This is a genomic window from Neisseria sp. P0004.S004, from assembly GCF_051963335.1.
Lineage (GTDB): Bacteria > Pseudomonadota > Gammaproteobacteria > Burkholderiales > Neisseriaceae > Neisseria.
In genome coordinates, this window is record NZ_JBQCUK010000009.1 from 98,124 (window position 1) to 117,011 (window position 18,888).

The 18,888-nt window shown below is 50.0% G+C and carries 22 protein-coding genes and 1 pseudogene; 11 read left to right on the forward strand and 12 right to left on the reverse strand.

Annotated elements, in window-relative coordinates; all coding sequences use genetic code 11:
* Position 1: 1 nt before the first annotated feature.
* Both nusA and rimP read right to left on the reverse strand, forming a co-directional pair.
* The gene (gene nusA, locus ACTHRY_RS09140) at positions 2–1,507 is read right to left on the reverse strand and encodes a transcription termination factor NusA (RefSeq protein WP_049323862.1); all 1,506 of its coding nucleotides are present in this window, start codon (positions 1,505–1,507) and stop codon (positions 2–4) included.
* A gap of 27 nt (positions 1,508–1,534) precedes the next feature.
* On the reverse strand, positions 1,535–1,966 hold the full coding sequence (gene rimP, locus ACTHRY_RS09145) for a ribosome maturation factor RimP (RefSeq protein WP_003745685.1): 432 nt from the start codon (positions 1,964–1,966) through the stop codon (positions 1,535–1,537).
* 343 nt (positions 1,967–2,309) lie between these two features.
* Here rimP and serC point away from each other — a divergent pair, with 343 nt between their 5' ends.
* The gene (gene serC / locus ACTHRY_RS09150) at positions 2,310–3,416 is read left to right on the forward strand and encodes a phosphoserine transaminase (RefSeq protein WP_049323863.1); all 1,107 of its coding nucleotides are present in this window, start codon (positions 2,310–2,312) and stop codon (positions 3,414–3,416) included.
* A gap of 62 nt (positions 3,417–3,478) precedes the next feature.
* On the opposite strand, the gene ACTHRY_RS09155 is transcribed toward serC, so the two are convergent.
* The 4 genes from ACTHRY_RS09155 to rnhA form a co-directional block, all read right to left on the reverse strand.
* A complete protein-coding gene (locus ACTHRY_RS09155) occupies positions 3,479–4,672 on the reverse strand; it encodes an LD-carboxypeptidase (protein WP_049323864.1) in 1,194 nt (397 codons plus the stop codon).
* Between the two features lie 73 nt (positions 4,673–4,745).
* Positions 4,746–5,144: an HIT domain-containing protein gene (locus ACTHRY_RS09160; protein ID WP_049323865.1), complete on the reverse strand. Its 399-nt coding sequence runs from the start codon at positions 5,142–5,144 to the stop codon at positions 4,746–4,748.
* Positions 5,145–5,284: 140 nt separating this feature from the next.
* Positions 5,285–5,455, reverse strand: a complete 171-nt coding sequence (locus ACTHRY_RS09165; protein ID WP_239662121.1) for a hypothetical protein — start codon at positions 5,453–5,455, stop codon at positions 5,285–5,287.
* Between the two features lie 10 nt (positions 5,456–5,465).
* The gene (gene rnhA / locus ACTHRY_RS09170; protein WP_049323866.1) at positions 5,466–5,903 is read right to left on the reverse strand and encodes a ribonuclease HI; all 438 of its coding nucleotides are present in this window, start codon (positions 5,901–5,903) and stop codon (positions 5,466–5,468) included.
* 119 nt (positions 5,904–6,022) lie between these two features.
* Here rnhA and ACTHRY_RS09175 point away from each other — a divergent pair, with 119 nt between their 5' ends.
* Together ACTHRY_RS09175 and tehB are read left to right on the forward strand one after the other, a co-directional pair.
* Positions 6,023–6,412 (forward strand): PH domain-containing protein, encoded by a 390-nt coding sequence (locus tag ACTHRY_RS09175; RefSeq protein WP_049323867.1) that lies wholly within the window; start codon positions 6,023–6,025, stop codon positions 6,410–6,412.
* Positions 6,413–6,424: 12 nt separating this feature from the next.
* On the forward strand, positions 6,425–7,294 hold the full coding sequence (tehB, locus tag ACTHRY_RS09180) for an SAM-dependent methyltransferase TehB (protein WP_049323868.1): 870 nt from the start codon (positions 6,425–6,427) through the stop codon (positions 7,292–7,294).
* A gap of 56 nt (positions 7,295–7,350) precedes the next feature.
* Here the strand turns inward: tehB and ACTHRY_RS09185 are convergent, their stop codons facing one another.
* Both ACTHRY_RS09185 and ACTHRY_RS09190 read right to left on the reverse strand, forming a co-directional pair.
* A complete protein-coding gene (locus ACTHRY_RS09185; RefSeq protein WP_049323869.1) occupies positions 7,351–7,851 on the reverse strand; it encodes a GNAT family N-acetyltransferase in 501 nt (166 codons plus the stop codon).
* Positions 7,852–7,864: 13 nt separating this feature from the next.
* Positions 7,865–8,401: an isochorismatase family protein gene (locus tag ACTHRY_RS09190; RefSeq protein ID WP_049323870.1), complete on the reverse strand. Its 537-nt coding sequence runs from the start codon at positions 8,399–8,401 to the stop codon at positions 7,865–7,867.
* Positions 8,402–8,554: 153 nt separating this feature from the next.
* Between ACTHRY_RS09190 and argS the strand changes: the two genes are divergently transcribed.
* Positions 8,555–10,273, forward strand: a complete 1,719-nt coding sequence (gene argS, locus ACTHRY_RS09195; protein ID WP_049323871.1) for an arginine--tRNA ligase — start codon at positions 8,555–8,557, stop codon at positions 10,271–10,273.
* Positions 10,274–10,430: 157 nt separating this feature from the next.
* On the opposite strand, the gene ACTHRY_RS09200 is transcribed toward argS, so the two are convergent.
* Both ACTHRY_RS09200 and ACTHRY_RS09205 read right to left on the reverse strand, forming a co-directional pair.
* Positions 10,431–10,787 (reverse strand): STAS/SEC14 domain-containing protein, encoded by a 357-nt coding sequence (locus ACTHRY_RS09200; RefSeq protein ID WP_003678720.1) that lies wholly within the window; start codon positions 10,785–10,787, stop codon positions 10,431–10,433.
* 18 nt (positions 10,788–10,805) lie between these two features.
* Positions 10,806–11,696 carry a DMT family transporter gene (locus ACTHRY_RS09205; RefSeq protein ID WP_049323872.1) on the reverse strand — a complete coding sequence of 297 codons (891 nt, stop codon included), beginning with the start codon at positions 11,694–11,696 and terminating at the stop codon, positions 10,806–10,808.
* Between the two features lie 174 nt (positions 11,697–11,870).
* Between ACTHRY_RS09205 and ACTHRY_RS09210 the strand changes: the two genes are divergently transcribed.
* On the forward strand, positions 11,871–12,218 hold the full coding sequence (locus ACTHRY_RS09210) for a hypothetical protein (protein WP_003686176.1): 348 nt from the start codon (positions 11,871–11,873) through the stop codon (positions 12,216–12,218).
* A 73-nt stretch (positions 12,219–12,291) separates the two neighbouring features.
* On the opposite strand, the gene ACTHRY_RS09215 is transcribed toward ACTHRY_RS09210, so the two are convergent.
* Positions 12,292–13,044 carry a CPBP family intramembrane glutamic endopeptidase gene (locus ACTHRY_RS09215; RefSeq protein WP_049323873.1) on the reverse strand — a complete coding sequence of 251 codons (753 nt, stop codon included), beginning with the start codon at positions 13,042–13,044 and terminating at the stop codon, positions 12,292–12,294.
* Between the two features lie 205 nt (positions 13,045–13,249).
* On the opposite strand from ACTHRY_RS09215, the gene ACTHRY_RS09220 reads away from it, so the two are divergent.
* Positions 13,250–13,648: a DUF350 domain-containing protein gene (locus ACTHRY_RS09220; protein WP_079453827.1), complete on the forward strand. Its 399-nt coding sequence runs from the start codon at positions 13,250–13,252 to the stop codon at positions 13,646–13,648.
* Positions 13,649–13,837: 189 nt separating this feature from the next.
* On the opposite strand, the gene ACTHRY_RS09225 is transcribed toward ACTHRY_RS09220, so the two are convergent.
* Positions 13,838–14,668: an outer membrane beta-barrel protein gene (locus ACTHRY_RS09225; RefSeq protein ID WP_049323968.1), complete on the reverse strand. Its 831-nt coding sequence runs from the start codon at positions 14,666–14,668 to the stop codon at positions 13,838–13,840.
* Positions 14,669–15,103: 435 nt separating this feature from the next.
* Between ACTHRY_RS09225 and ACTHRY_RS09230 the strand changes: the two genes are divergently transcribed.
* The 5 genes and pseudogenes from ACTHRY_RS09230 to ACTHRY_RS09250 form a co-directional block, all read left to right on the forward strand.
* The gene (locus ACTHRY_RS09230) at positions 15,104–16,117 is read left to right on the forward strand and encodes an SPFH domain-containing protein (RefSeq protein ID WP_049323967.1); all 1,014 of its coding nucleotides are present in this window, start codon (positions 15,104–15,106) and stop codon (positions 16,115–16,117) included.
* 162 nt (positions 16,118–16,279) lie between these two features.
* Positions 16,280–17,800 carry a DUF4178 domain-containing protein gene (locus ACTHRY_RS09235; protein ID WP_193388262.1) on the forward strand — a complete coding sequence of 507 codons (1,521 nt, stop codon included), beginning with the start codon at positions 16,280–16,282 and terminating at the stop codon, positions 17,798–17,800.
* Between the two features lies 1 nt (position 17,801).
* Positions 17,802–17,948 (forward strand): hypothetical protein, encoded by a 147-nt coding sequence (locus tag ACTHRY_RS09240; protein ID WP_004519337.1) that lies wholly within the window; start codon positions 17,802–17,804, stop codon positions 17,946–17,948.
* The gene (speD, locus tag ACTHRY_RS09245) at positions 17,945–18,328 is read left to right on the forward strand and encodes an adenosylmethionine decarboxylase (RefSeq protein WP_049323966.1); all 384 of its coding nucleotides are present in this window, start codon (positions 17,945–17,947) and stop codon (positions 18,326–18,328) included. The genes ACTHRY_RS09240 and speD overlap by 4 nt, the downstream gene beginning before the upstream one ends.
* An 87-nt stretch (positions 18,329–18,415) precedes the next feature.
* Positions 18,416–18,781: pseudogene (locus tag ACTHRY_RS09250) on the forward strand (DUF4178 domain-containing protein); the annotation flags it as partial.
* Positions 18,782–18,888 lie beyond the last annotated feature (107 nt).

Genomic DNA, 18,888 nt, shown 5'->3' on the forward strand with positions numbered 1-18,888 from the left:
CTTAGTTGTTTTCTTCAGTAAACCAGTGTTCGCGTGCAGCCAAAATCACTTTTTTGGCTTCTTCTTCGTCAACACCGGTAATTTCGACCAATTCGTCAACAGACAATTCGGCCAGATCATCGCGTTGGGTCACGCCTGCTTCGGCAAGCTTGCGCAACATATCTGAATCTACGCCGTCCAGATTGCGCATGTCTTCAGACACTTCGCCCAGTTTTTCTTCTGCCGCGATGGTCATGGTCAGGATGGCGTCGCGTGCGCGGTTGCGCAGGGTTTCAACTATTTCTTCGTCAAAGCCTTCGATGGCGAGCAATTCTGCCGCCGGAACGTAAGCCACTTCTTCCAATGTGGCAAAACCTTCTTCAACTAAAATATCGGCGGTTTCGTCGTCGATGTTCAAGTAGGTAGTGAAGAGGTTGCGGATAACGGCGTCTTCGGCGGCATTGCGCTCATCGGCTTCTTCAACGGTCATGATGTTCAGCTGCCAGCCGGTCAGGATGGAAGCCAGGCGGACGTTTTGACCGCCGCGGCCGATAGCCAGCGCCAGTTGGTTTTCATCAACAATCACGTCAACGGCGTGTTTGTCTTCGTCAATCACGATGCGGCTCACTTCGGCAGGAGACAGCGCGTTCATCACGAATTGGGCTGGCTCGGGAGACCACAAAACGATGTCGATGCGTTCGCCGGACAATTCGTTGCTCACGGCGTTGACACGGGAGCCGCGCACGCCGATACAAGTACCTTGCGGGTCGATGCGTTGGTCGTTGGCTTTAACGGCAACTTTGGCGCGTTGGCCTGGATCGCGTGCTACTTCGCGGATTTCCAACAGGCCGTCTGCAATTTCAGGCACTTCGTTGGCGTAGAGTTTGGCCAAGAAGTCGCCGCTGGTACGGCTCAAAATGACTTGTTTGCGGCCGGTATTGCCGATTTCGTCCACACGCAGGAAGAGGGCGCGGATGCGGTCGCCGCTGCGGAAGTTCTCGCGCGGAATCATTTCTTCGCGCGGAATCAGGGCGTCAAGTTTGCCCGCGACGACTTCAACGATAATACCGTGGCGCTCGACGCGTTTTACGGTGCCGGAAACGATGTCTTCTTTAGAAGCGAGGAACTCGTTCAGGTTTTGCTCGCGCTCGGCATCGCGGATGCGTTGCAGGATGATTTGTTTGGCGGTTTGCGCTGCTTGGCGGCCGAAGCCTTCGTTTGGCAGCTGCTCTTCGTAGTATTCGCCGATTTGGATGGTGGTGCCGGGGATTTCTTCTTGGATTTCCTCGATGGTTTTTTCTACGTCGGGGTAGGTGTAGTCTTCATCGGCAACAATCAGCCAGCGGCGGAAGGTTTGGTATTCGCCGGTATCGCGGTCGATTTCGACGCGCACGTCCATGTGCTCGCGGTCGGCTTTTTTCTTGGCGGCAGTAGAGAGGGCGAATTCAAGGGCTTTGAATACGACTTCCGTTTCAACGTTTTTTTCACTTGCCAGCGCTTCGGCCAGCTGTAACATTTCGCGACTCATTTTCTAGAATCTCCAAGTAATCGGTTTTTAAAATTTAAATTCGGGGCGCAAACGAGCTTTGTCGATGTTGCTCAATTCGATTTGGGCAGTTTTGCCGTCGAAAGAGACGGTAACAATGTCGTTTTCGCAAGATTCGATGCGGCCGATGAAGTTTTTCTGACCGTCAATCGGCAGGCGTGTTTTGATTTTGGCGTTCTGGCCGGCAAAGCGCACGAAGTCGGCGGCTTTTTTCAACGGCCGGTCAAGGCCCGGGCTGGAGATTTCCAAGCGTTTGTAGTCGATGTCTTCAACCATGAACACGCGGCTCAGATGGTTGCTGACAGTGGCGCAGTCTTCGACGGTGATGCCGCCTTCTTTATCGATGAAAATGCGCAAATCGCCTTGCGCGGTCAGTTCGAAATCGACCAGCTCGTAGCCCAAGCCGGGCAGGGTTTTATCAAGAATGCTTTGAATATCCATGCTTCTCCAGAAGTACATAAACAAAAAAATGGCCGCGCGGCCATTTTTCGTGTGATTTGAAAAATTGGCCTATTATAACTGTTTTCCAGATAAAAGAAAAGCGTTGATTTGGCGTGGATTTTTTGAAGTGATTGCTTAAAGGTAAAGAGTAGAGTTGAGGTCGTCTGAAAAGGGAATTGTTGACAAGTTTTGATGCGGTGTTTCTGAAATTGTTTTGGAAAACAAAGAATTGTTATTGCTTTGTTTTCAGACGGCCTTGTATTTCCTGATTTTTCGTGCTTGCACAATGCGCAAGGCGGTTCTACAATTTCTTCATACCCACCGAATAAGAAAGAAGGCCGCCATGTCCGCACACCCGATTTACAATTTTTCCGCAGGTCCTGCCGTATTGCCGGAAGCGGTATTGCGTACCGCGCAACAGGAAATGCTTGACTACAACGGTACGGGCTTCCCCGTGATGGCGATGAGCCACCGTTCGGATATGTTTTTGAGTATTCTGCATCATGCCGAACAAGACTTGCGCCAGCTTTTGAATATTCCGTCCAACTATAAAATCCTGTTTTTACAGGGCGGTGCGACCACGCAATTTAATATGGTAGCCATGAATTTGGCGCACGGTTTTGCGACTGCTGACGCGGTGGTAACTGGCAACTGGAGCCGTATTGCCTATGAACAGATGAGTCGTTTGAGCAATGCCGAAATCCGTTTGGCTGCGCATGGCGGCGAGCAATATGCCTATAAAAACCTGCCTGCGGTGGAGGATTGGGATGTCAACCCGAATTCCGCGTTTGTTCATTTTGCGATTAATGAAACCGTAAACGGCTTGCAGTATCAAAACGTCCCCAAACTTTCAGACGGCCTGCCGCCGCTGGTGTGCGATATGTCCAGCGAGATTTTGTCGCGTGAGTTTGATGTATCCGATTACGGCCTGATTTATGCCGGCGCGCAAAAAAATATCGGCCCTGCCGGTGCGACAGTGGTCATTATCCGCGAGGATTTACTGGAGCGTTGTCCGAACGATATTCCCGATGTGTTCAACTACCGTTCGCACATCAACCGCGACGGTATGTACAACACGCCTTCCACTTATGCGATTTATATGTCGGGCTTGGTGTTCCGCTGGCTGCAAACGCAGGGCGGTGTGAAAAAAATTGAAGCGGTCAATCGAATAAAGGCGCAAACCTTGTATGAGACGATAGACGGCAGCGGCGGTTTTTACATCAACGATATTCATCCTGATGCGCGCTCCAAAATGAATGTGGTCTTCAAAACCGCAAGCGAAGACTTGGACCGCCGCTTTGTGTTGGAAGCCGAGTTGCAGGGCTTGTGCCTGCTTAAGGGCTATAAAACCGTCGGCGGTATGCGTGCCAGCATTTACAATGCGATGCCGCTTGAAGGTGTGAACGCGTTGGCTGACTTTATGAAAGATTTCCAACGACGTTACGGTTAAGACTTAAGATCAAAAGGCCGTCTGAAACTGGGTTTCAGACGGCCTTTTGATTTGAACAAGCCTTATTCGGTGACTTCTTCAGTAATGCTGTCGCGGTAGATGGTGCTGTCGTAAGTCGGAACAGGAGGCGGCAGCAGGCTGTCGAGTGTCAGCGCGGACGGGTTCAGCGTAGGATAGCCGCTGAAGGTAACGGAATAACCGCCGTTGCCGGTACTGCGGACTTTGGCATGCGCGCCCAACGGGAAAGTGGTTTTGTTGGTAATGTGGCCGAATGGGAAACCGGTCAACACAGGAATTTTGGCGGTACGAGAAATGTGGTTGACGACGGCGGAGAAGTCGTAGCTAGAGTCGTACACGTCGCGGATGGTACCCATGCGGAAATCGCCGAAGATGATGGCGCGTTGTTTTTGCAAAACACCTGACAGATAAAGCGTATTGAGCATGCGCTCGATGCGGTAGGGTTGCTCGCTGACGTCTTCGATAAAGAGGATGCCGCCTTGAATGTCGGGCATGTAGGGCGTGCCGGCGAGGGAGGCGAGCACGCTGAGGTTGCCGCCCCACAATGTGCCTTCTACGTTGACATCAGCACGTTGGATGGTTGGGACATCAACGATGTTGACGTTGTTGGTCGTGCCGCGGATAAAGGAATCCATGGTAAAGACGCTGGGGTCTGCTTTGCCGAATTCGCTATACACCATCGGGCCTGCAAAGCTCATCATATTGCCTTTGGCCAACAGGGCGAGTTGGACGGCGCACACGTCGCTGAAACCGAAGAACAATGTGCCGCGTTCGCGCATTCTGGCGCCGAGTGAGGCAAAGTCGATTTGCGGCAGGATGCGTGCCGCGCCGTAGCCGCCGCGCAGGCCCATCAAGACTTTGGGCGTTTCGACACGACCGCTGGCAACGTCTTGGAAGTCGGCGGCACGTTGGGCGTCGCTGCCGGCAAAGCGTTGGTAACGGCGGCTACCTGCCTGTTGGTTGGTCACGGTAAAGCCTGCATTGTAGAGGCGGGTCAGGCCGGTGGTTACGCGGTTGGGGTCTTCGGCGAAGCCTGACGGCGCAACAACGCGCAGGAGGTTGTCGCCGGAACGTGGCGGATGGGATTGCTTAGGTTGCACGGTTTTGGCTTTCGCGGTGGTAGATGTGGTTTTAGTTTGCGGCGTGGTGGTCGTGCCTGTGCCGCAGGCTTGCAACAACCCTGCGCCTGCCGCGGCAGAGCAGGTACGCAGGAAATGGCGGCGCGTGGTGGAGTTCATTGAGGTTTTCCTTTCGTTATATGTTCAGACGGCCTGAACTTGGCGTGTCGGACCTTACAGGCCGTCTGAAAGTTTAAGCAATTAAGTTTTTGATTTGTTGCGGCCAATTTTCGGGCAAGGTCATGCCGTGTTCGCGGACGGGCGCAGCCCAAATCGGCGCGGGGAAGTTGGCATCGTTTTCAAAGCGGGCGATGACGTGCCAATGCAGGTGGGGCACAACATTGCCGAGGCTGGCCAAATTGATTTTGGCCGGGTGGAAGACTTGGCGCATTGCGGCTTCAACCTGATACACCATTTCCATGATTTCGTTGCGTTCGGCAGAGGAAAGGTCGGTCATCTCGGAAACATGGTTATTCCAAATAACGCGGCAGAATGCGGGTGCGCCGGCTTCGTTGTGGACGGAGATAACGCGCAGGTTTAGCGTTTGCAGCAAAATGTCTTCGTTGTCGGCAGTGCAGATGGGGCAGGTCATGGTTTTTTCTTTCTCAGTCTGAATAGGAATCGGATGATTTCAATCAGGATTTTTAGAACGAGGTAAATGGCAGTCAGAGATATGAATGCGAAAAGCCACGGTTTAGGTATAAACCACCAAAATAAATAGGAGGGCGTGATTCAGTCGGCACATTCTTCGGCACTCTTAACGTGATCACATAAGCCAAAGCGAAAAAAATCATCGACATCATGAAAGGGCGAATAGGCGAACATCAGCGCTAGGGGCGTCACACAAATCAATGCAATGATGGCAATCCAAAAGAATGGTTTGAGATGTTTGAGTACAGTCATGGATGAAATGTTATAAAAATTTTGCCGCGCCTCGGTTGGCGAGCTCGTCGGCTTTTTCGTTTTCAGGGTGTCCGGCATGGCCTTTTACCCACGTCCAGCGGACATCGTGTTGTTGAACCAAACTATCCAGCTCTTTCCATAAATCGTCGTTTTTAACCGGTTTTTTGGCGGCGGTTTTCCAGCCGTTTTTTTTCCAGCCGTGTATCCAGCTTTCCATGCCGTTTTTGACGTATTGAGAGTCGGTGCAGATGACGACTTGGCAGCGGCGTTTTAAGGATTTCAGACCTTCGATGACGGCGGTCAGCTCCATGCGGTTGTTGGTGGTTTCGGCTTCGCCGCCGAACAATTCTTTTTCGTGTGTGCCGTAGCGCATAAACACTCCCCAGCCGCCTGCGCCGGGGTTGCCTTTGCATGCGCCGTCTGTGTAGAGGTAAACGGGTTTATCCATGGGCATGTCTTTGTCGAATAAGGCGGTATCATAACATAAGGCCGTCTGAAATATCGGCAAATACGGTTTGCACGTGTAAAATACCCTGCACTTATCACTCGTATAGAAAGCAGGCAGATATGGGATTGTTCAGCGGCCTTTTGGGCAATGCTTCGCAAAAAGACGCCGATGCGGTGGAACGCGATTTGGCGAATATCCTGATTGATGGCGAACAGGTAAAAATGGCATTCAGCCTGGTGCGCGATTTGATTGTGTTTACCGAATATCGGCTGGTGTTGGTGGACAAGCAGGGTTTGACCGGCAAGAAAGTGTCTTACCGTTCGATTCCGTATCGTTCCGTATCGCGCTTTTCGGTGGAAACCTCGGGTCATTTCGATTTGGATGCCGAGCTGAAGATTTGGGTTTCTTCCAGCGAAGTGCCGACTGAAACCTTGCAGTTTAAAAGCGACAAGAGCGTGATTGCCATTCAGAAAGCCTTGGCAGAAGCTGTGTTGAAACCGTCAAAATAGAAAGGAAACATGATGAGCGAACAGCAAGAATTGTTTTGTTACAAACAGATGCCGGTGTGGACGGCGGACGAGATTCCCGAAGCCTTGTTGTCCAAACACAATACTGCCGCCGGTACTTGGGGCTGCCTCAATGTCCTCCAAGGCCGTCTGAACTTCAACGAAGTGGACGAGGCGGGCAATATTACGGCCACGCACGAGTTGACGCCTGAAAGCGATGATTGGGTTATCCATCCGCAAGCATGGCACTTTATCGCGCCGCAAACGCAAGACACGGAAATCCAACTGTCGTTTTACTGCGAGGCGGCGGACTATTTCAATAAGAAATACGGCATGAGCGCGACACATTCGGCCGTCCGCGCCGCCGAGGGCATCGTGCCTGTCGGCAAGGTTTTGGATATGGGCTGCGGTCAGGGCCGCAATGCGCTGTATCTGGGTTTGAAAGGTTTTGACGTTACCGCTGTTGATAATAATCCGAACGCGGTTCAAAACGTGGAAGAGCTGGCGCGTATTGAAGAGTTGAATGTCCGCGCGTTTGAATACGACCTCAACGCCGCCAATATTCAGGAACACTTCGATTATATGGTGGCGACCGTGGTATTTATGTTCCTGATGCCGCGTTACGTTCCTGACGTGATTGCCAATATGAAGGAACACACCAACCCCGGTGGCTACAACCTGATCGTGTCTGCGATGGATACGGAAGATTTCCCTTGCCCGATGCCTTTCCCGTTCAAGTTCGGCGAGGGCGAGTTGCGCGAATACTATAAGGATTGGGAATTGGTGGAATACAAGGAAGAGCTGGGCTCGATGCACGCAAAAGACGAATTTGGCAATCCGATTCAGTTTAAATTCGTCACCATGCTGGCGAAGAAACCGGAATAAAGGTTTTGCCGTCAAAAGGCCGTCTGAATTCAGTTTTCAGACGGCCTTTGCCGTCATCAATCGACAATCCTTTTGCCCAAAATCACCACGTCTGCCAACATGGTGTCCAAATCGCAGACTTGCGGCAGCCGCCCCCATTCTTCAAATCCGAAACGGTGAAACAGGTTCAGGCTCGGATAGTTGTGGCCGAACACAAGCGCGATGACGTTGCGGATGCCTAAGGACGGCGCGCGTTCGAGCATATGCCGCAACAGGATTTTGCCCACGCCTGCGCCGCGCATATCGTGGCGGACATAAATGTTGACTTCCGCGCTGATGTGGTAGGCGTAGCGCGGATGGTAGTCGCTGAAACTGCCCCAGGCCAATACGGTGCCGTCGGTATCGTAAAGGTCGTAGATCGGGCGTTTGTCCGTGTGCGCGGCAAACCACATTTCACGCTCGGCAACCGTGGTCGGCGACAAATCGGCCGTGGATTGGCGCGTGGCCACGGTGCTGTTGTAAATATCGATGATGGCGGGCAAGTCTTGGCGCAGGGCAGGGCGGATGGTGTATTGCATTTCAGACGGCCTGTTATTGAATTAGTTTGGAGATAGTCTTAAAGGCCGGATGTTTGGCATCGCCGAGCAGTTGGAACAAAATACTTTCGACATTGGAAACGATAATGCCCTGACGGCTCAGTTGCGCCAAACCATTGTCGCGGTTGGCTGTTGTGCGCGAGGCGGTACATTCAAAAGGCAGGGATACGGCGTAACCTTGCGCTTTCAAATCCAAGGCCGTCTGAAGCATACAGATATGCGCTTCTGCTCCAACTAAAATGACGTTTTTGATGTCGTTTTTGCGTAAGATTTCCTGAATTTCAGGTAAAAACGCCGAGAATCGGGTTTTCTCGACAAACGGCGTCCCATCAGGCAAAAGCAGCGATACGGCGGACACAGTGTTGCCCAAACCTTTCGGATATTGTTCGGTTACGGCAAAGGGTACGCCCAAAGCTGTCAAACCTTGAATCAGCAGGCGGCAGCGTTCCAACATTTCGTCCGCGCCGGAGAGGGCGGGCAACAGGCGTTCTTGAATATCGACAATCAGACAAAGCGTATTTTGAGGGTTCATGGCTTTTCCTTTCAGACGGCCTTTACAGCAAAATCGTTGAATCAGAATGCAATCATATAACAAGCCGCTGGAAAAGTATTGCAGCTTGCCCTGTTTTAAAGCCCGAAATTCTTTTAAAATACCGCCTGATTTGAATTGATAGAGACCGACAACATGAATTTATACCAAACCGTCGAACGTGAAGCCCAAGCAGCCTTTGCCGCCGCAGGCATCGCCGACAGTCCCGTTGTTTTACAGCCGACCAAAAACGCCGAACACGGCGATTTCCAAATCAACGGCGTAATGGGTGCGGCGAAAAAAGCCAAACAAAATCCGCGCGAGTTGGCGCAAAAAGTGGCCGAAGCATTGGCCGACAACGCCGTGATTGAAAGCGCGGAAGTAGCCGGCCCGGGCTTTATCAACCTGCGCCTGCGTCCCGAATTTCTCGCCCAAAACATTCAGACGGCCTTGAAAGACGCGCGTTTCGGTGTGGCGAAAACCGACAAACCGAAAACCGTCGTTATCGACTATTCTTCGCCTAATCTGGCCAAAGAAATGCACGTCGGCCACCTGCGTTCCAGCATCATCGGCGACAGCATTTCGCGCGTGTTGGAATTTATGGGCAACACCGTTATCCGTCAAAACCACGTCGGCGACTGGGGTACGCAGTTCGGTATGTTGGTCGCTTATTTGGTTGAGCAGCAAAAAGACAATGCTGCATTTGAACTGGCGGATTTGGAGCAGTTTTACCGCGCCGCCAAAGTACGCTTTGACGAAGATCCTGCCTTCGCCGACACCGCGCGCGAATACGTTGTGAAACTACAAGGCGGCGATGAAACCGTGTTGGCGTTGTGGAAACAGTTTGTCGATATTTCGCTCTCGCACGCCCAAGCCGTTTATGACACGCTGGGCTTGAAACTGCGTCCTGAAGACGTGGCGGGCGAATCGAAATACAACGATGATTTGCAGCCCGTGGTCGATGATTTGGTTCAAAAAGGTTTTGCAGTCGAAGACGACGGCGCAAAAGTCGTGTTCTTGGACGAGTTCAAAAACAAAGAAGGCGAACCTGCCGCATTTATCGTACAAAAACAAGGCGGCGGCTTCCTTTATGCTTCCACCGACTTGGCGTGTTTGCGCTACCGCGTCGGCACGCTTCATGCCGACCGCCTGCTGTACGTCGTCGACCACCGCCAAGCCCTGCACTTTGAGCAACTCTTTACCACTTCCCGTAAAGCAGGCTATCTGCCGGAAGATGTAAAAGCTGAGTTTATCGGCTTTGGTACGATGATGGGTAAAGATGGAAAACCATTCAAAACGCGTAGCGGCGATACTGTAAAACTGGTTGATTTGCTGACCGAAGCCGTTGAGCGCGCCACTGCTTTGGTGAAAGAGAAAAATCCTGAATTGGGCGCAGACGAAGCAGCTAAAATCGGCAAAACCGTCGGCATCGGCGCGGTCAAATACGCCGATTTGAGCAAAAACCGCACCAGCGATTATGTGTTCGACTGGGACGCCATGCTTTCGTTTGAAGGCAATACCGCCCCTTACCTGCAATACGCCTACACCCGCGTGCAAAGCGTGTTCCGCAAAGCCGGCGAATGGGATGCAACCGCGCCAACCGTTTTGACCGAACCTTTGGAAAAACAACTGGCCGCCGAGCTGCTGAAATTTGAAGACGTACTGCAAAGCGTGGCAGATACCGCGTATCCGCACTATCTCGCCGCCTACCTCTATCAAATTGCCACTCTGTTCAGCCGCTTCTACGAAGCCTGCCCGATTTTGAAATCAGAAGGCGCAACCCGCAACAGCCGCCTGCAACTGGCGAAGCTCACCGGCGACACGCTGAAACAAGGCTTGGAATTGTTGGGCATTGATGTGTTGGATGTGATGTAAATTTTTGAATAAAAACGATGAAAGGCCGTCTGAAACGTTGCAGGTTGCAAGGTTTCAGACGGCCTTTTTTATGCTTTGAAAAATATTGTGATACCGTTGATTTTGAGCCTAAGCGGTTTTGAATTTACTTAGGTAATGCGTTCAGACGGCCTTGTCTTTATTTCAAATTGCTTGCCAACAACCAAGCCTGTGCTTCGGCAGCGTCGCTGAAATATTTGGGATGTTGGTTGGTCAGGAGGCTGGAAAGGCGCGCGCCGAGTTTAATCCAGATATCGTCGGTAATGACGGCAACGCGGCCGAAGTCGGTTTCGTGTTGGTTGAGAAATTTGATTTGCTCGACTGCCATATCGATGGTGAAGTCTTTCAGCATGGACAAGTCCAACAGGATGTCGGGCAGATGGACTTTTTGTTTTGCGGCCAACAAGGCTTCTTCCAATTGGCGGAAATCGTCCAAAGTGAACTCGTTGTACAGCGCTACGTTTAAGCCGTAAGATTGTTCGCGGATGGAAATCATGGTGTTCTCCTTGTTAAATTATTGCTTCATCAGAAATTTTTTGATTGAGGCCGGAGTAAAGCTGCTGAACACGCCGCCTGCAACAATGATAACCATGCCGGCGGCTTCCTGCCAAGTGATTTTATCGCCGAAAAGCAGTACGCCGGACAGGGCGGAGAAAACGACGGTCAGGTAGGAAAGCGAGGCAACGGTAAATTTCTTGCCGACCTTGTAGGCGCGGGTCATGGCCAATTGTGCAATCATGGCGGAGATGCCGATGCCGGCCAGATAGGGCAGGGAAGACACGGTCAGCGGATGCCAGCCTGTGATGGTGCTCCAGACTGCGCCCATAATCAGGCCGGTAAGCGACAAATAAAACACCACGCGCCAGCCCGGCTCGCCCAAAAGCGAGAGTTCGCGTACCTGCAAATACGCCCAGCCCGACATGGCGCCGCCTGCCAAACTGACCAGCGCGGCACACTCCTGTCCACCTTGAAAAGATGGGTTGAGCAAGAGGATAACGCCGATAAAGCCCATAACCAAAATGGCTTGGGTATAAAGCGTAATTCGTTCTTTTAAAATGAAAAATGAAAAAATGGCCAGCCAGATGGAGGACGTGTAGTTGAGCGTGACGCCTGTTGCCAGCGGCAGGTGCATGACGGAATAAAACGTGCACATCATGGCAAGCGTGCCGATGACGCTGCGGTTGAGATGGGTTTTCCAATGCGGTGTGGAAAACGTGTTGCCTTGCGCTTTGGCCATGATGCCTAAGAACAGGGTGGAGACCAGCATGCGCCAAAAGACCAGCTCGCCGCTGGAAAAACCGAAATGTGTAGAGGCGGCTTTGACGGAGAGGTTCATGACGGTAAAGCTGAGCGCGGCGATAACCATCCATGCCGAGCCGAGCGGATCTTTTCTGACGGTTTCCATTTGATGGGTATGTAAAGCGATTTTATTAATAAGAAAATATTATACAGGTCAATCAGGCCGTCTGAAAAATATCGTTGGGTTTCAGACGGCCTTTTTATTAGAAATAAGAATTATTATTGAATAATGAAGTGGTTTTTTATAGAATGGAAGCCCTGTTTTCAAGAAAGGCTTGTCATGAAAGTTTCCAATATTTCTGCTGTATTGCTGTCCGCTTTGTTTTCCGTTGCCGTTTCTGCCGCGCCTTTGGGAGAAGTTTCTTCCGAAAACGGTAAGATTTTCAGCGGCGAAAATTACATGGTCGTTAAGAAGGACATGAAGAAAGGGGAGCAAATTAAGCCGCACGATCATCCGGGTTTTAAAACGCTGATTTTTGCCGTTGGAAAAGGAAGCTTTGACGTGACGTTGAATCAGACTGAAAAACATACGGTCGGCGCAGGATCGGTGTTGCGTTTTGGCGGCGATGCAGTGATTGAGGCAGTTGCAACCGAAGATGCCGATGTAGCAATTACTTTGATTAAGTAAACCGATAGAGGATAAAAGGCCGTCTGAAAAATGATGTTTCAGACGGCCTTGTTTATTCAGTCAACCGTTGCCATTAAGCGCAAATCAAATAGATGAAGCCGGAGCCGAACATATCTGCCAAGGCGTGAATCAGGAAAAACGGCAGCAGGTTTTTGACTTTGTATTTGTAGAAAAAGTAGTACATCAAGCCGAAAACGACGCCGATAACGGTCGCCCAAAGCATGCCTTGATAAGTATGGAAGGAGATACGCACCAAGGTCGAATAGGCCAATGCCTGCCATTTGTATTTGTCTTCCACGCAGGTCAAGAGGCCGAGGAAGCAGAATTCCTCATAAAAGCCGTTTAAAAGGCCGTAGAGGATGGCCATCGGCGCAAGGGCGGCAAATTTGTCGAAGATGGATAATGGTTTGATGTATTGGAAGATTTCAGTGGTAAAGTAATTGTAGCCGCCGCTTAATGAAGTTACCGCATCGGCGGTTAGGCCCATCAGGATAAAAATCACAGGCGTCCAAAACAACACGCCTAAATTAAAACGAATCGGCAATTGTTTGAAGTCGAAACGGCGGATAATGAGGTAAATCAGAGCAATAGCAAGCAGCGTCAACTGCAGGCTCATGTTTTCCGAATAAGCCACGCCGGTTACCGCAGTATCGCGCGCCTCTTCGGCAACGGCGGCCGTTTCCACTTGCGGCATCAGGCTGGCGATATAAAGTTGGGTGGAGCGGTAGGCAAATTGACCGAACAGGATGGCGGTTACAATCAGCATGTCAAACCAGCGCAAATGGCGCAAAGGCTCTTTGGGGCGGATGGCGGCGAGTATGCTCATATTCTCCTCTTTGATCTAATAAATAGCGGTGCGCAATAGTTACATAAATATACAAAAATCGTCAACAATTATCATAATAAAACATGAATTAAAAATCAGGCTGTTTCAGACGGCCTGAAGCGCTTCTAAAAATGCCATATTTTCCGAAGGGTTTATCTTCAAAAATATGGCATAATCACTTTATTGCAAACCAAGGAATCTTATCGTGAGTATTTCTCTGTCCCAATATCTGCTCTACCTGCAATATATGTTGGTAGGTATCGCCATGACCGTTGTTTTTGCCGCCGTATATCTGCGGATTACACCCGTTGAGGAATTGCGCCTGATTAAAAACGGCAATCTTGCCTGCTCCTTATCATTTGGCGGCGCGTTGGTCGGTTTCTGTCTGACACTGGCGTCAAGCATTGCCCACAGTGTCAGCTTCATCGATTTTATCCTGTGGGCCCTTGCCGCAGCCGTGATTCAGATTTTTGTCTATTTCGCCGCCACCATGATGATTAAAGGCGCTACCGCAGAACTCATCGGCAACAATGTCGCCGTCGGCGCGTTATTTGGCGCGGTATCCATCTCGATTGGCATTTTGAACGCTGCTTGCTTGACTTGATTTTGGGCTTGATCGCAAAAGATGTACTCATCTCAAATCTTGTCTGGAAAAAACAGCGGTAGATTTTTTTGACGGATAATGTCTTATGTCTGATGGTATTAGGGAATGATGAGATTTGGGAGGCATCAAAAAATTCAGACGGCCTGTTATATACAAGGCCGTCTGAAACGTTTTAACTACTTCGTTAAATTAGAATGAGTATTGCAATCTTACACCTGTTTCGCGGGTGCGGTTTTTAGGTTCGATCGCGCCCAATTGAACGAAGCCATAGTCTTCTGTAACGGTAAAGTTTGAATCTTTGACTTTCCAGCCGCGATAGAACGGGGTCAGGGTGATTTTAGAACCGTTAGCGAATTTTTTAGATACAGGTACTTCAACCTCAATACCTTGTCCGCCACCTTGTTTCATTCTGGTTTCTTCTCGATCTGGCTCGTAAGAATACTGGCGGCCCTTAACGGCACGATTGTAGGCAATACGAGGAGAAATCTCAAAGTTTGCTGGAAGGGCGATATTTACACCGGCATTGATTTGTGCATATGTGGTTCGGTTTTTGCGGTCATAATCATCAGGATCGACACGTCGGCTCAAATCTCTCAGAACACGGTGTCCCAAGCCTGCACCTGCAGTCAGGCTGAAGCGATCATTAATCGGATGTGTATATTCATATAAGGCACGGATATCGTATGCACGACGTGGGGCATCTTTGAGTGTGGCAGAACCATAACCTGTGGATTCACCAAATCCATTTTGGAAACTTCCTGTGTAATCTGATTTACCACGGGAATAACGGCCTTCCAATTTTGCCGCATGGCGATCGTTGAAACGGTATTTAACCCCCGCATTAATAGACCAAAGATTGCCTTTTTGTTGCATTAAGCGACTGCCATCTTTTTCATATTCACGATAGGTTTCGTTGTAATATTCGCTACCAACGGTAAATTCAACAGGGCGGGCAGCCTGTGCGCTTACTGCAGCAGACAGTGCCAATACAGCAAGACAGAAATGAGCAGAATTTTTCATGTAAATTCCTTTTAGTTTGGAAAAATCAGTGTGATAATTTAGTACCATTGCATGGCAAAGTTTATAATATTTAATGAATATTAACAATGCCGATGGGGTAATATATTTGCTCTTATTATATTTTTTAATGATTTATCGTAAATATTTGTCTTTTTTATGAGACAGTATGGATAAAAAAAACCTGGAAAACGTGTAAAACTGAGTCGCAAGAGGTTTAATTTCGAATTTTTCAATAAGTTAATATTCCTATGGTTATTATTTAGTTTGCGATAAAGTATATACAGCTGCCCACTCTATTCACATACATTAAAGACATTTTAAATGTTAATATCGTATAACATTTTATCTATTCATATAAAATAAGCGATATGACCGATAGGCAAATTGACCTGATTGCCCATAAGTTATCCCTTCTTCTTCAAATAAGGAACTGAAATGTTCAACTTTATCAAGAAACAGTTTATCGACGTCATTCAATGGCCGAATCCCGATGACAGCCTGCTGATGTGGCGTTTCCCGATTGCCGATGAGGAGATCCAAAACGGTGCGAGCCTGACTGTGCGTGAGGCGCAGATGGCGATGTTTGTCGATGAAGGCGTAACCGCCGACGTGTTCGGTCCGGGGCGTTACACGCTTAATACGCAAACGCTGCCGGTGCTGACCAACTTGAAAAACTGGGACAAGTTCTTTGAATCTCCGTTTAAATCGGATGTTTACTTTTTCAATACCAAACAACAGCTTGCACGAAAATGGGGTACGTCCCAACCTGTTACCGTGCGCGATGCCGAGTTTGGTGCGGTGCAACTGCGTTCGTTCGGTATGTATTCTTACCGCATCAGCGATCCGGCAAAATTCTTCAAAGAAGTCAGCGGTGTGGCGGCGCAATACAGCGGCGTAGATTTGGAAAACCAGCTGCGTAATATTGCAGTCACTCAACTGGCGGCCGCATTTGGCAGCTCCGGTATTCCGTTTTTGGATATGGCGGCGAACCAAGTTTTGTTGTCGCAAAAAATCGGCGAATTGCTCGGTGCAGAATTTGCCAAGCTGGGTTTGGCGCTGGAAAACTTTACGGTTGAAAGCATTTCCTTGCCTGCTTCTATCCAGGCTGCGTTGGATAAGAAAATTTCGATGGGCGTTATCGGCGATTTGGGTCGCTACACCCAATATCAAACCGCCGAATCTATCCCGCTTGCAGCACAAAATGAAGGCGGACTTGCCGGAATCGGTGCGGGTTTGGGCGTGGGTGCCGGTATTGGTCAGGCGATGGCGGGTGCCATGTCTGGCATGATGCAGCCGAATGCGCAACAGGCTCAACAAAATGTTCAGCCGGCTGCCGAAGATCCGCAGGCGAAATTGTTAAAACTCAAGTCTTTGCTCGATGGCGGTTTGATTTCGCAAGAAGATTTTGACAAAGCCAAGGCTGAAGTGTTGAAACAGCTGATTGGTTGATCAATTGAAGGCCGTCTGAAAAATATCATTCAAAAGAAGCGTTGAGCTGCTTCTGTGGAAAAGGTTTCAGACGGCCTTTCGAATGATTTGATTAAGCCTGTCCGACTTCAAAAACGTTAAGGCCGTCTGAAACATCCCAACTTATTCTAAAAAAGCAAACCCATGTCTCAAACTCCTTTCTTCAAAACCGACTGCCCAAGCTGCGGCGCACCTGTCGAAGCGCATTCTGCTTCTGCCGTGACGCTGGTGTGCAGCTATTGCAACAGCATGCTGGTACGGCAAGATAACGGCGTTGTCGACTCCGGCCGCGATTCCGCATTGCTGGAAGATTTTAGTCCGCTGCAAATCGGAACCAGCGGCACATTTGTCGCACAACGCTTTACCTTGGTCGGACGGCTTCAGGTGCAATACGACGATGGCGCGTGGAACGAATGGTATGCGCTGTTTGACGACGGCAAGGCCGGTTGGCTTTCAGAGGCGGGCGATTTGTATGTGATGACCATGCCGGTCGAAATCGATAATCCGCCGAGATTTGAAGACACGCGAGCCGGGTTTAGCGAGCTGATTTTTCAAGATAAACGCTATATTGCCTCCGATGTCCGCAACATCAGCTTGAAACATGCGGCCGCGCAGGGTGAGTTGCCGTTTGTTTTGAAAGAGGATGCAGAAAATCGGGTTTCCGACTGGCGTTGCGAAAACCTTTTCATCACGCTCGATTACAGCAGCGAAACACCTGAAGCCTTCTTTGGGCGGATGGTAAACCTAGATGATTTGAAGCTGGAAAACACCCGCAGCGAAGACGAAATCAAAGAAAGCGCAGGCCGTCTGAAAGGCAGTATTTCCTCAGAAAACTGTCCCAACTGCGGCTCGTCCGTCCACTGGGTCAACGGCCTCACCGCCCATCTCAACTGCCCAAGCTGCGGCAGCGAATTGGCAATCGGCAAAGACAAAGCCGAACTCATTACCGCCAACGCCATACGAACGGCGCAGCAAAGCCTGTTTACCCTGCCCGTCGGCAGACAAGGCCGTCTGAAAAATCGCGAATTTTACGTTATGGGCGCAGTCAGATACGCCGAAACCGACGCACAGGAAACATTCGAAAACCTGTTCAGCGGCCTCAACCGTACGCTCACGCCCGAAGGACAATGGTCGGAGTATCTGCTTTACAACCCTACACAGGGTTTCTTATGGTTGGTTGAATCTGATGAAGGTTGGAATATTTCCGAAACCTTGAACGATTGGCCGCGCCTCGACCGCAACCGCCAACCGCAAGGCTATGGCAAACTTTATGACTATGGCGGACAGGTCAAGGTTGCCAGCGGGGCGTTTTATTGGCGTGTCCGAAACGGTGATTTGAACTATTACAGCGATTACCGAGACGGACAAAGCCGTAAGCTTGGCTCCGAACTAAACAGTCATGAAATGGCATGGACTAGAAGTGCCCCAATTGCTTATCGGGAAATTGCAGATGCGTTTAATCTGACCAGCCAAGCTCCGCATTACACTGCAAACATGGCGGCGGACGGCATTGATAAATCATTAAGAATGATAATGACCGCCATCTTGGTTGTCGTCAACCTCCCTGCGCTGCTGACAGGCGATGGCTCTGCCGCACTTACCGTCATCTTTGTAGGATGCTGGTTGTTGTGGAGCATGGGTAAAAAAGACGAGGACGAGGATTAATATGTCAAGAATCACTTACATCATTTTCAGCACCATCATCATCGTCATCTCCATGATCATCAGCTACGGTTCTTCCGACTCCGACGGCTCGCGTATGCACTCCGGCGGCTATTACGGCGGCAGCGGTTTCTCCGGAGGCCATAAATGACCCATGCGCCCGGTAATCATGGCCTATTGGACTTATACGGTTGCGATGAAGCCATCTTAAAAGATGAAGGCCGTCTGAAAACCGCTTTGGTGGCTGCTGCACAGGCGGCAGAAGCCACCATATTGACCGAACATTTCCATACCTTCGGTGGCGCAGGCGGCGTAACCGGCTTTTTACTGCTTGCCGAATCCCATATCAGTATCCACACTTGGCCTGAACACCGCTTCGCTGCTATTGATGTATTTATTTGCGGTGGTATGAAATTGGAAAAAGTGAAGGAAGTGTTGTGCAGGGAGTTGGCGGCAGCAAGGGCTGTTTGGACGGTTGCACAACGTGGCGAAGGTATACTGGACGATGTACAACCATCGATTGAACAATAAAATCTGTTAGGCCGTCTGAAAGCATATTCAATCCGTTTTCAGACGGCCTTAAACCTTGTGCTGATTAAACTGAAATATTGACGTTATATGGAAAAAACGCCTTTTTTTAAAACCGATTGCCCAAGCTGTGGTGCGCCTGTGGAGGCATATTCCGCTACTGCCGTGACGCTGGTGTGTGGCCATTGTCACAGTATGCTGGTTGCTAGAAGCGGTAAGGGGAGGAGCGGATATTTTGTTGCCAATTCTGGGCGTGATTCTGCGTTGCTGGAGGATTTTAGTCCGTTGCAGATTGGAACGAGAGGCGTTTTTGATGATCGGAAATTTACGCTGATTGGGCGATTGCAGGTGCATTACGATGTCGGCGCATGGAATGAATGGTATGTCTTGTTTGATGACGGGCAGACCGGCTGGCTTTCCGAGGTTGGCGATTTATATGCGATGACATGTTTGCTTGCCCAGAAGAGGAGACGGGGGCCGAAAATTTTAGGGGCTGACGTAGATTAGCAGTTATGCTAGGCTACGAAAATGCAGATAACCAATTGTAAATTAAGCAAGAGATT

Bases quoted from the DNA above. Each gene is read 5' to 3' on its own strand.
- nusA (WP_049323862.1), bottom strand. From the start codon at position 1,507: ATGAGTCGCGAAATGTTACAGCTGGCCGAAGCGCTGGCAAGTGAAAAA.
- rimP (WP_003745685.1), bottom strand. From the start codon at position 1,966: ATGGATATTCAAAGCATTCTTGATAAAACCCTGCCCGGCTTGGGCTAC.
- serC (WP_049323863.1), top strand. From the start codon at position 2,310: ATGTCCGCACACCCGATTTACAATTTTTCCGCAGGTCCTGCCGTATTG.
- ACTHRY_RS09155 (WP_049323864.1), bottom strand. From the start codon at position 4,672: ATGAACTCCACCACGCGCCGCCATTTCCTGCGTACCTGCTCTGCCGCG.
- ACTHRY_RS09160 (WP_049323865.1), bottom strand. From the start codon at position 5,144: ATGACCTGCCCCATCTGCACTGCCGACAACGAAGACATTTTGCTGCAA.
- ACTHRY_RS09165 (WP_239662121.1), bottom strand. From the start codon at position 5,455: ATGACTGTACTCAAACATCTCAAACCATTCTTTTGGATTGCCATCATT.
- rnhA (WP_049323866.1), bottom strand. From the start codon at position 5,903: ATGGATAAACCCGTTTACCTCTACACAGACGGCGCATGCAAAGGCAAC.
- ACTHRY_RS09175 (WP_049323867.1), top strand. From the start codon at position 6,023: ATGGGATTGTTCAGCGGCCTTTTGGGCAATGCTTCGCAAAAAGACGCC.
- tehB (WP_049323868.1), top strand. From the start codon at position 6,425: ATGAGCGAACAGCAAGAATTGTTTTGTTACAAACAGATGCCGGTGTGG.
- ACTHRY_RS09185 (WP_049323869.1), bottom strand. From the start codon at position 7,851: ATGCAATACACCATCCGCCCTGCCCTGCGCCAAGACTTGCCCGCCATC.
- ACTHRY_RS09190 (WP_049323870.1), bottom strand. From the start codon at position 8,401: ATGAACCCTCAAAATACGCTTTGTCTGATTGTCGATATTCAAGAACGC.
- argS (WP_049323871.1), top strand. From the start codon at position 8,555: ATGAATTTATACCAAACCGTCGAACGTGAAGCCCAAGCAGCCTTTGCC.
- ACTHRY_RS09200 (WP_003678720.1), bottom strand. From the start codon at position 10,787: ATGATTTCCATCCGCGAACAATCTTACGGCTTAAACGTAGCGCTGTAC.
- ACTHRY_RS09205 (WP_049323872.1), bottom strand. From the start codon at position 11,696: ATGGAAACCGTCAGAAAAGATCCGCTCGGCTCGGCATGGATGGTTATC.
- ACTHRY_RS09210 (WP_003686176.1), top strand. From the start codon at position 11,871: ATGAAAGTTTCCAATATTTCTGCTGTATTGCTGTCCGCTTTGTTTTCC.
- ACTHRY_RS09215 (WP_049323873.1), bottom strand. From the start codon at position 13,044: ATGAGCATACTCGCCGCCATCCGCCCCAAAGAGCCTTTGCGCCATTTG.
- ACTHRY_RS09225 (WP_049323968.1), bottom strand. From the start codon at position 14,668: ATGAAAAATTCTGCTCATTTCTGTCTTGCTGTATTGGCACTGTCTGCT.
- ACTHRY_RS09230 (WP_049323967.1), top strand. From the start codon at position 15,104: ATGTTCAACTTTATCAAGAAACAGTTTATCGACGTCATTCAATGGCCG.
- ACTHRY_RS09235 (WP_193388262.1), top strand. From the start codon at position 16,280: ATGTCTCAAACTCCTTTCTTCAAAACCGACTGCCCAAGCTGCGGCGCA.
- ACTHRY_RS09240 (WP_004519337.1), top strand. From the start codon at position 17,802: ATGTCAAGAATCACTTACATCATTTTCAGCACCATCATCATCGTCATC.
- speD (WP_049323966.1), top strand. From the start codon at position 17,945: ATGACCCATGCGCCCGGTAATCATGGCCTATTGGACTTATACGGTTGC.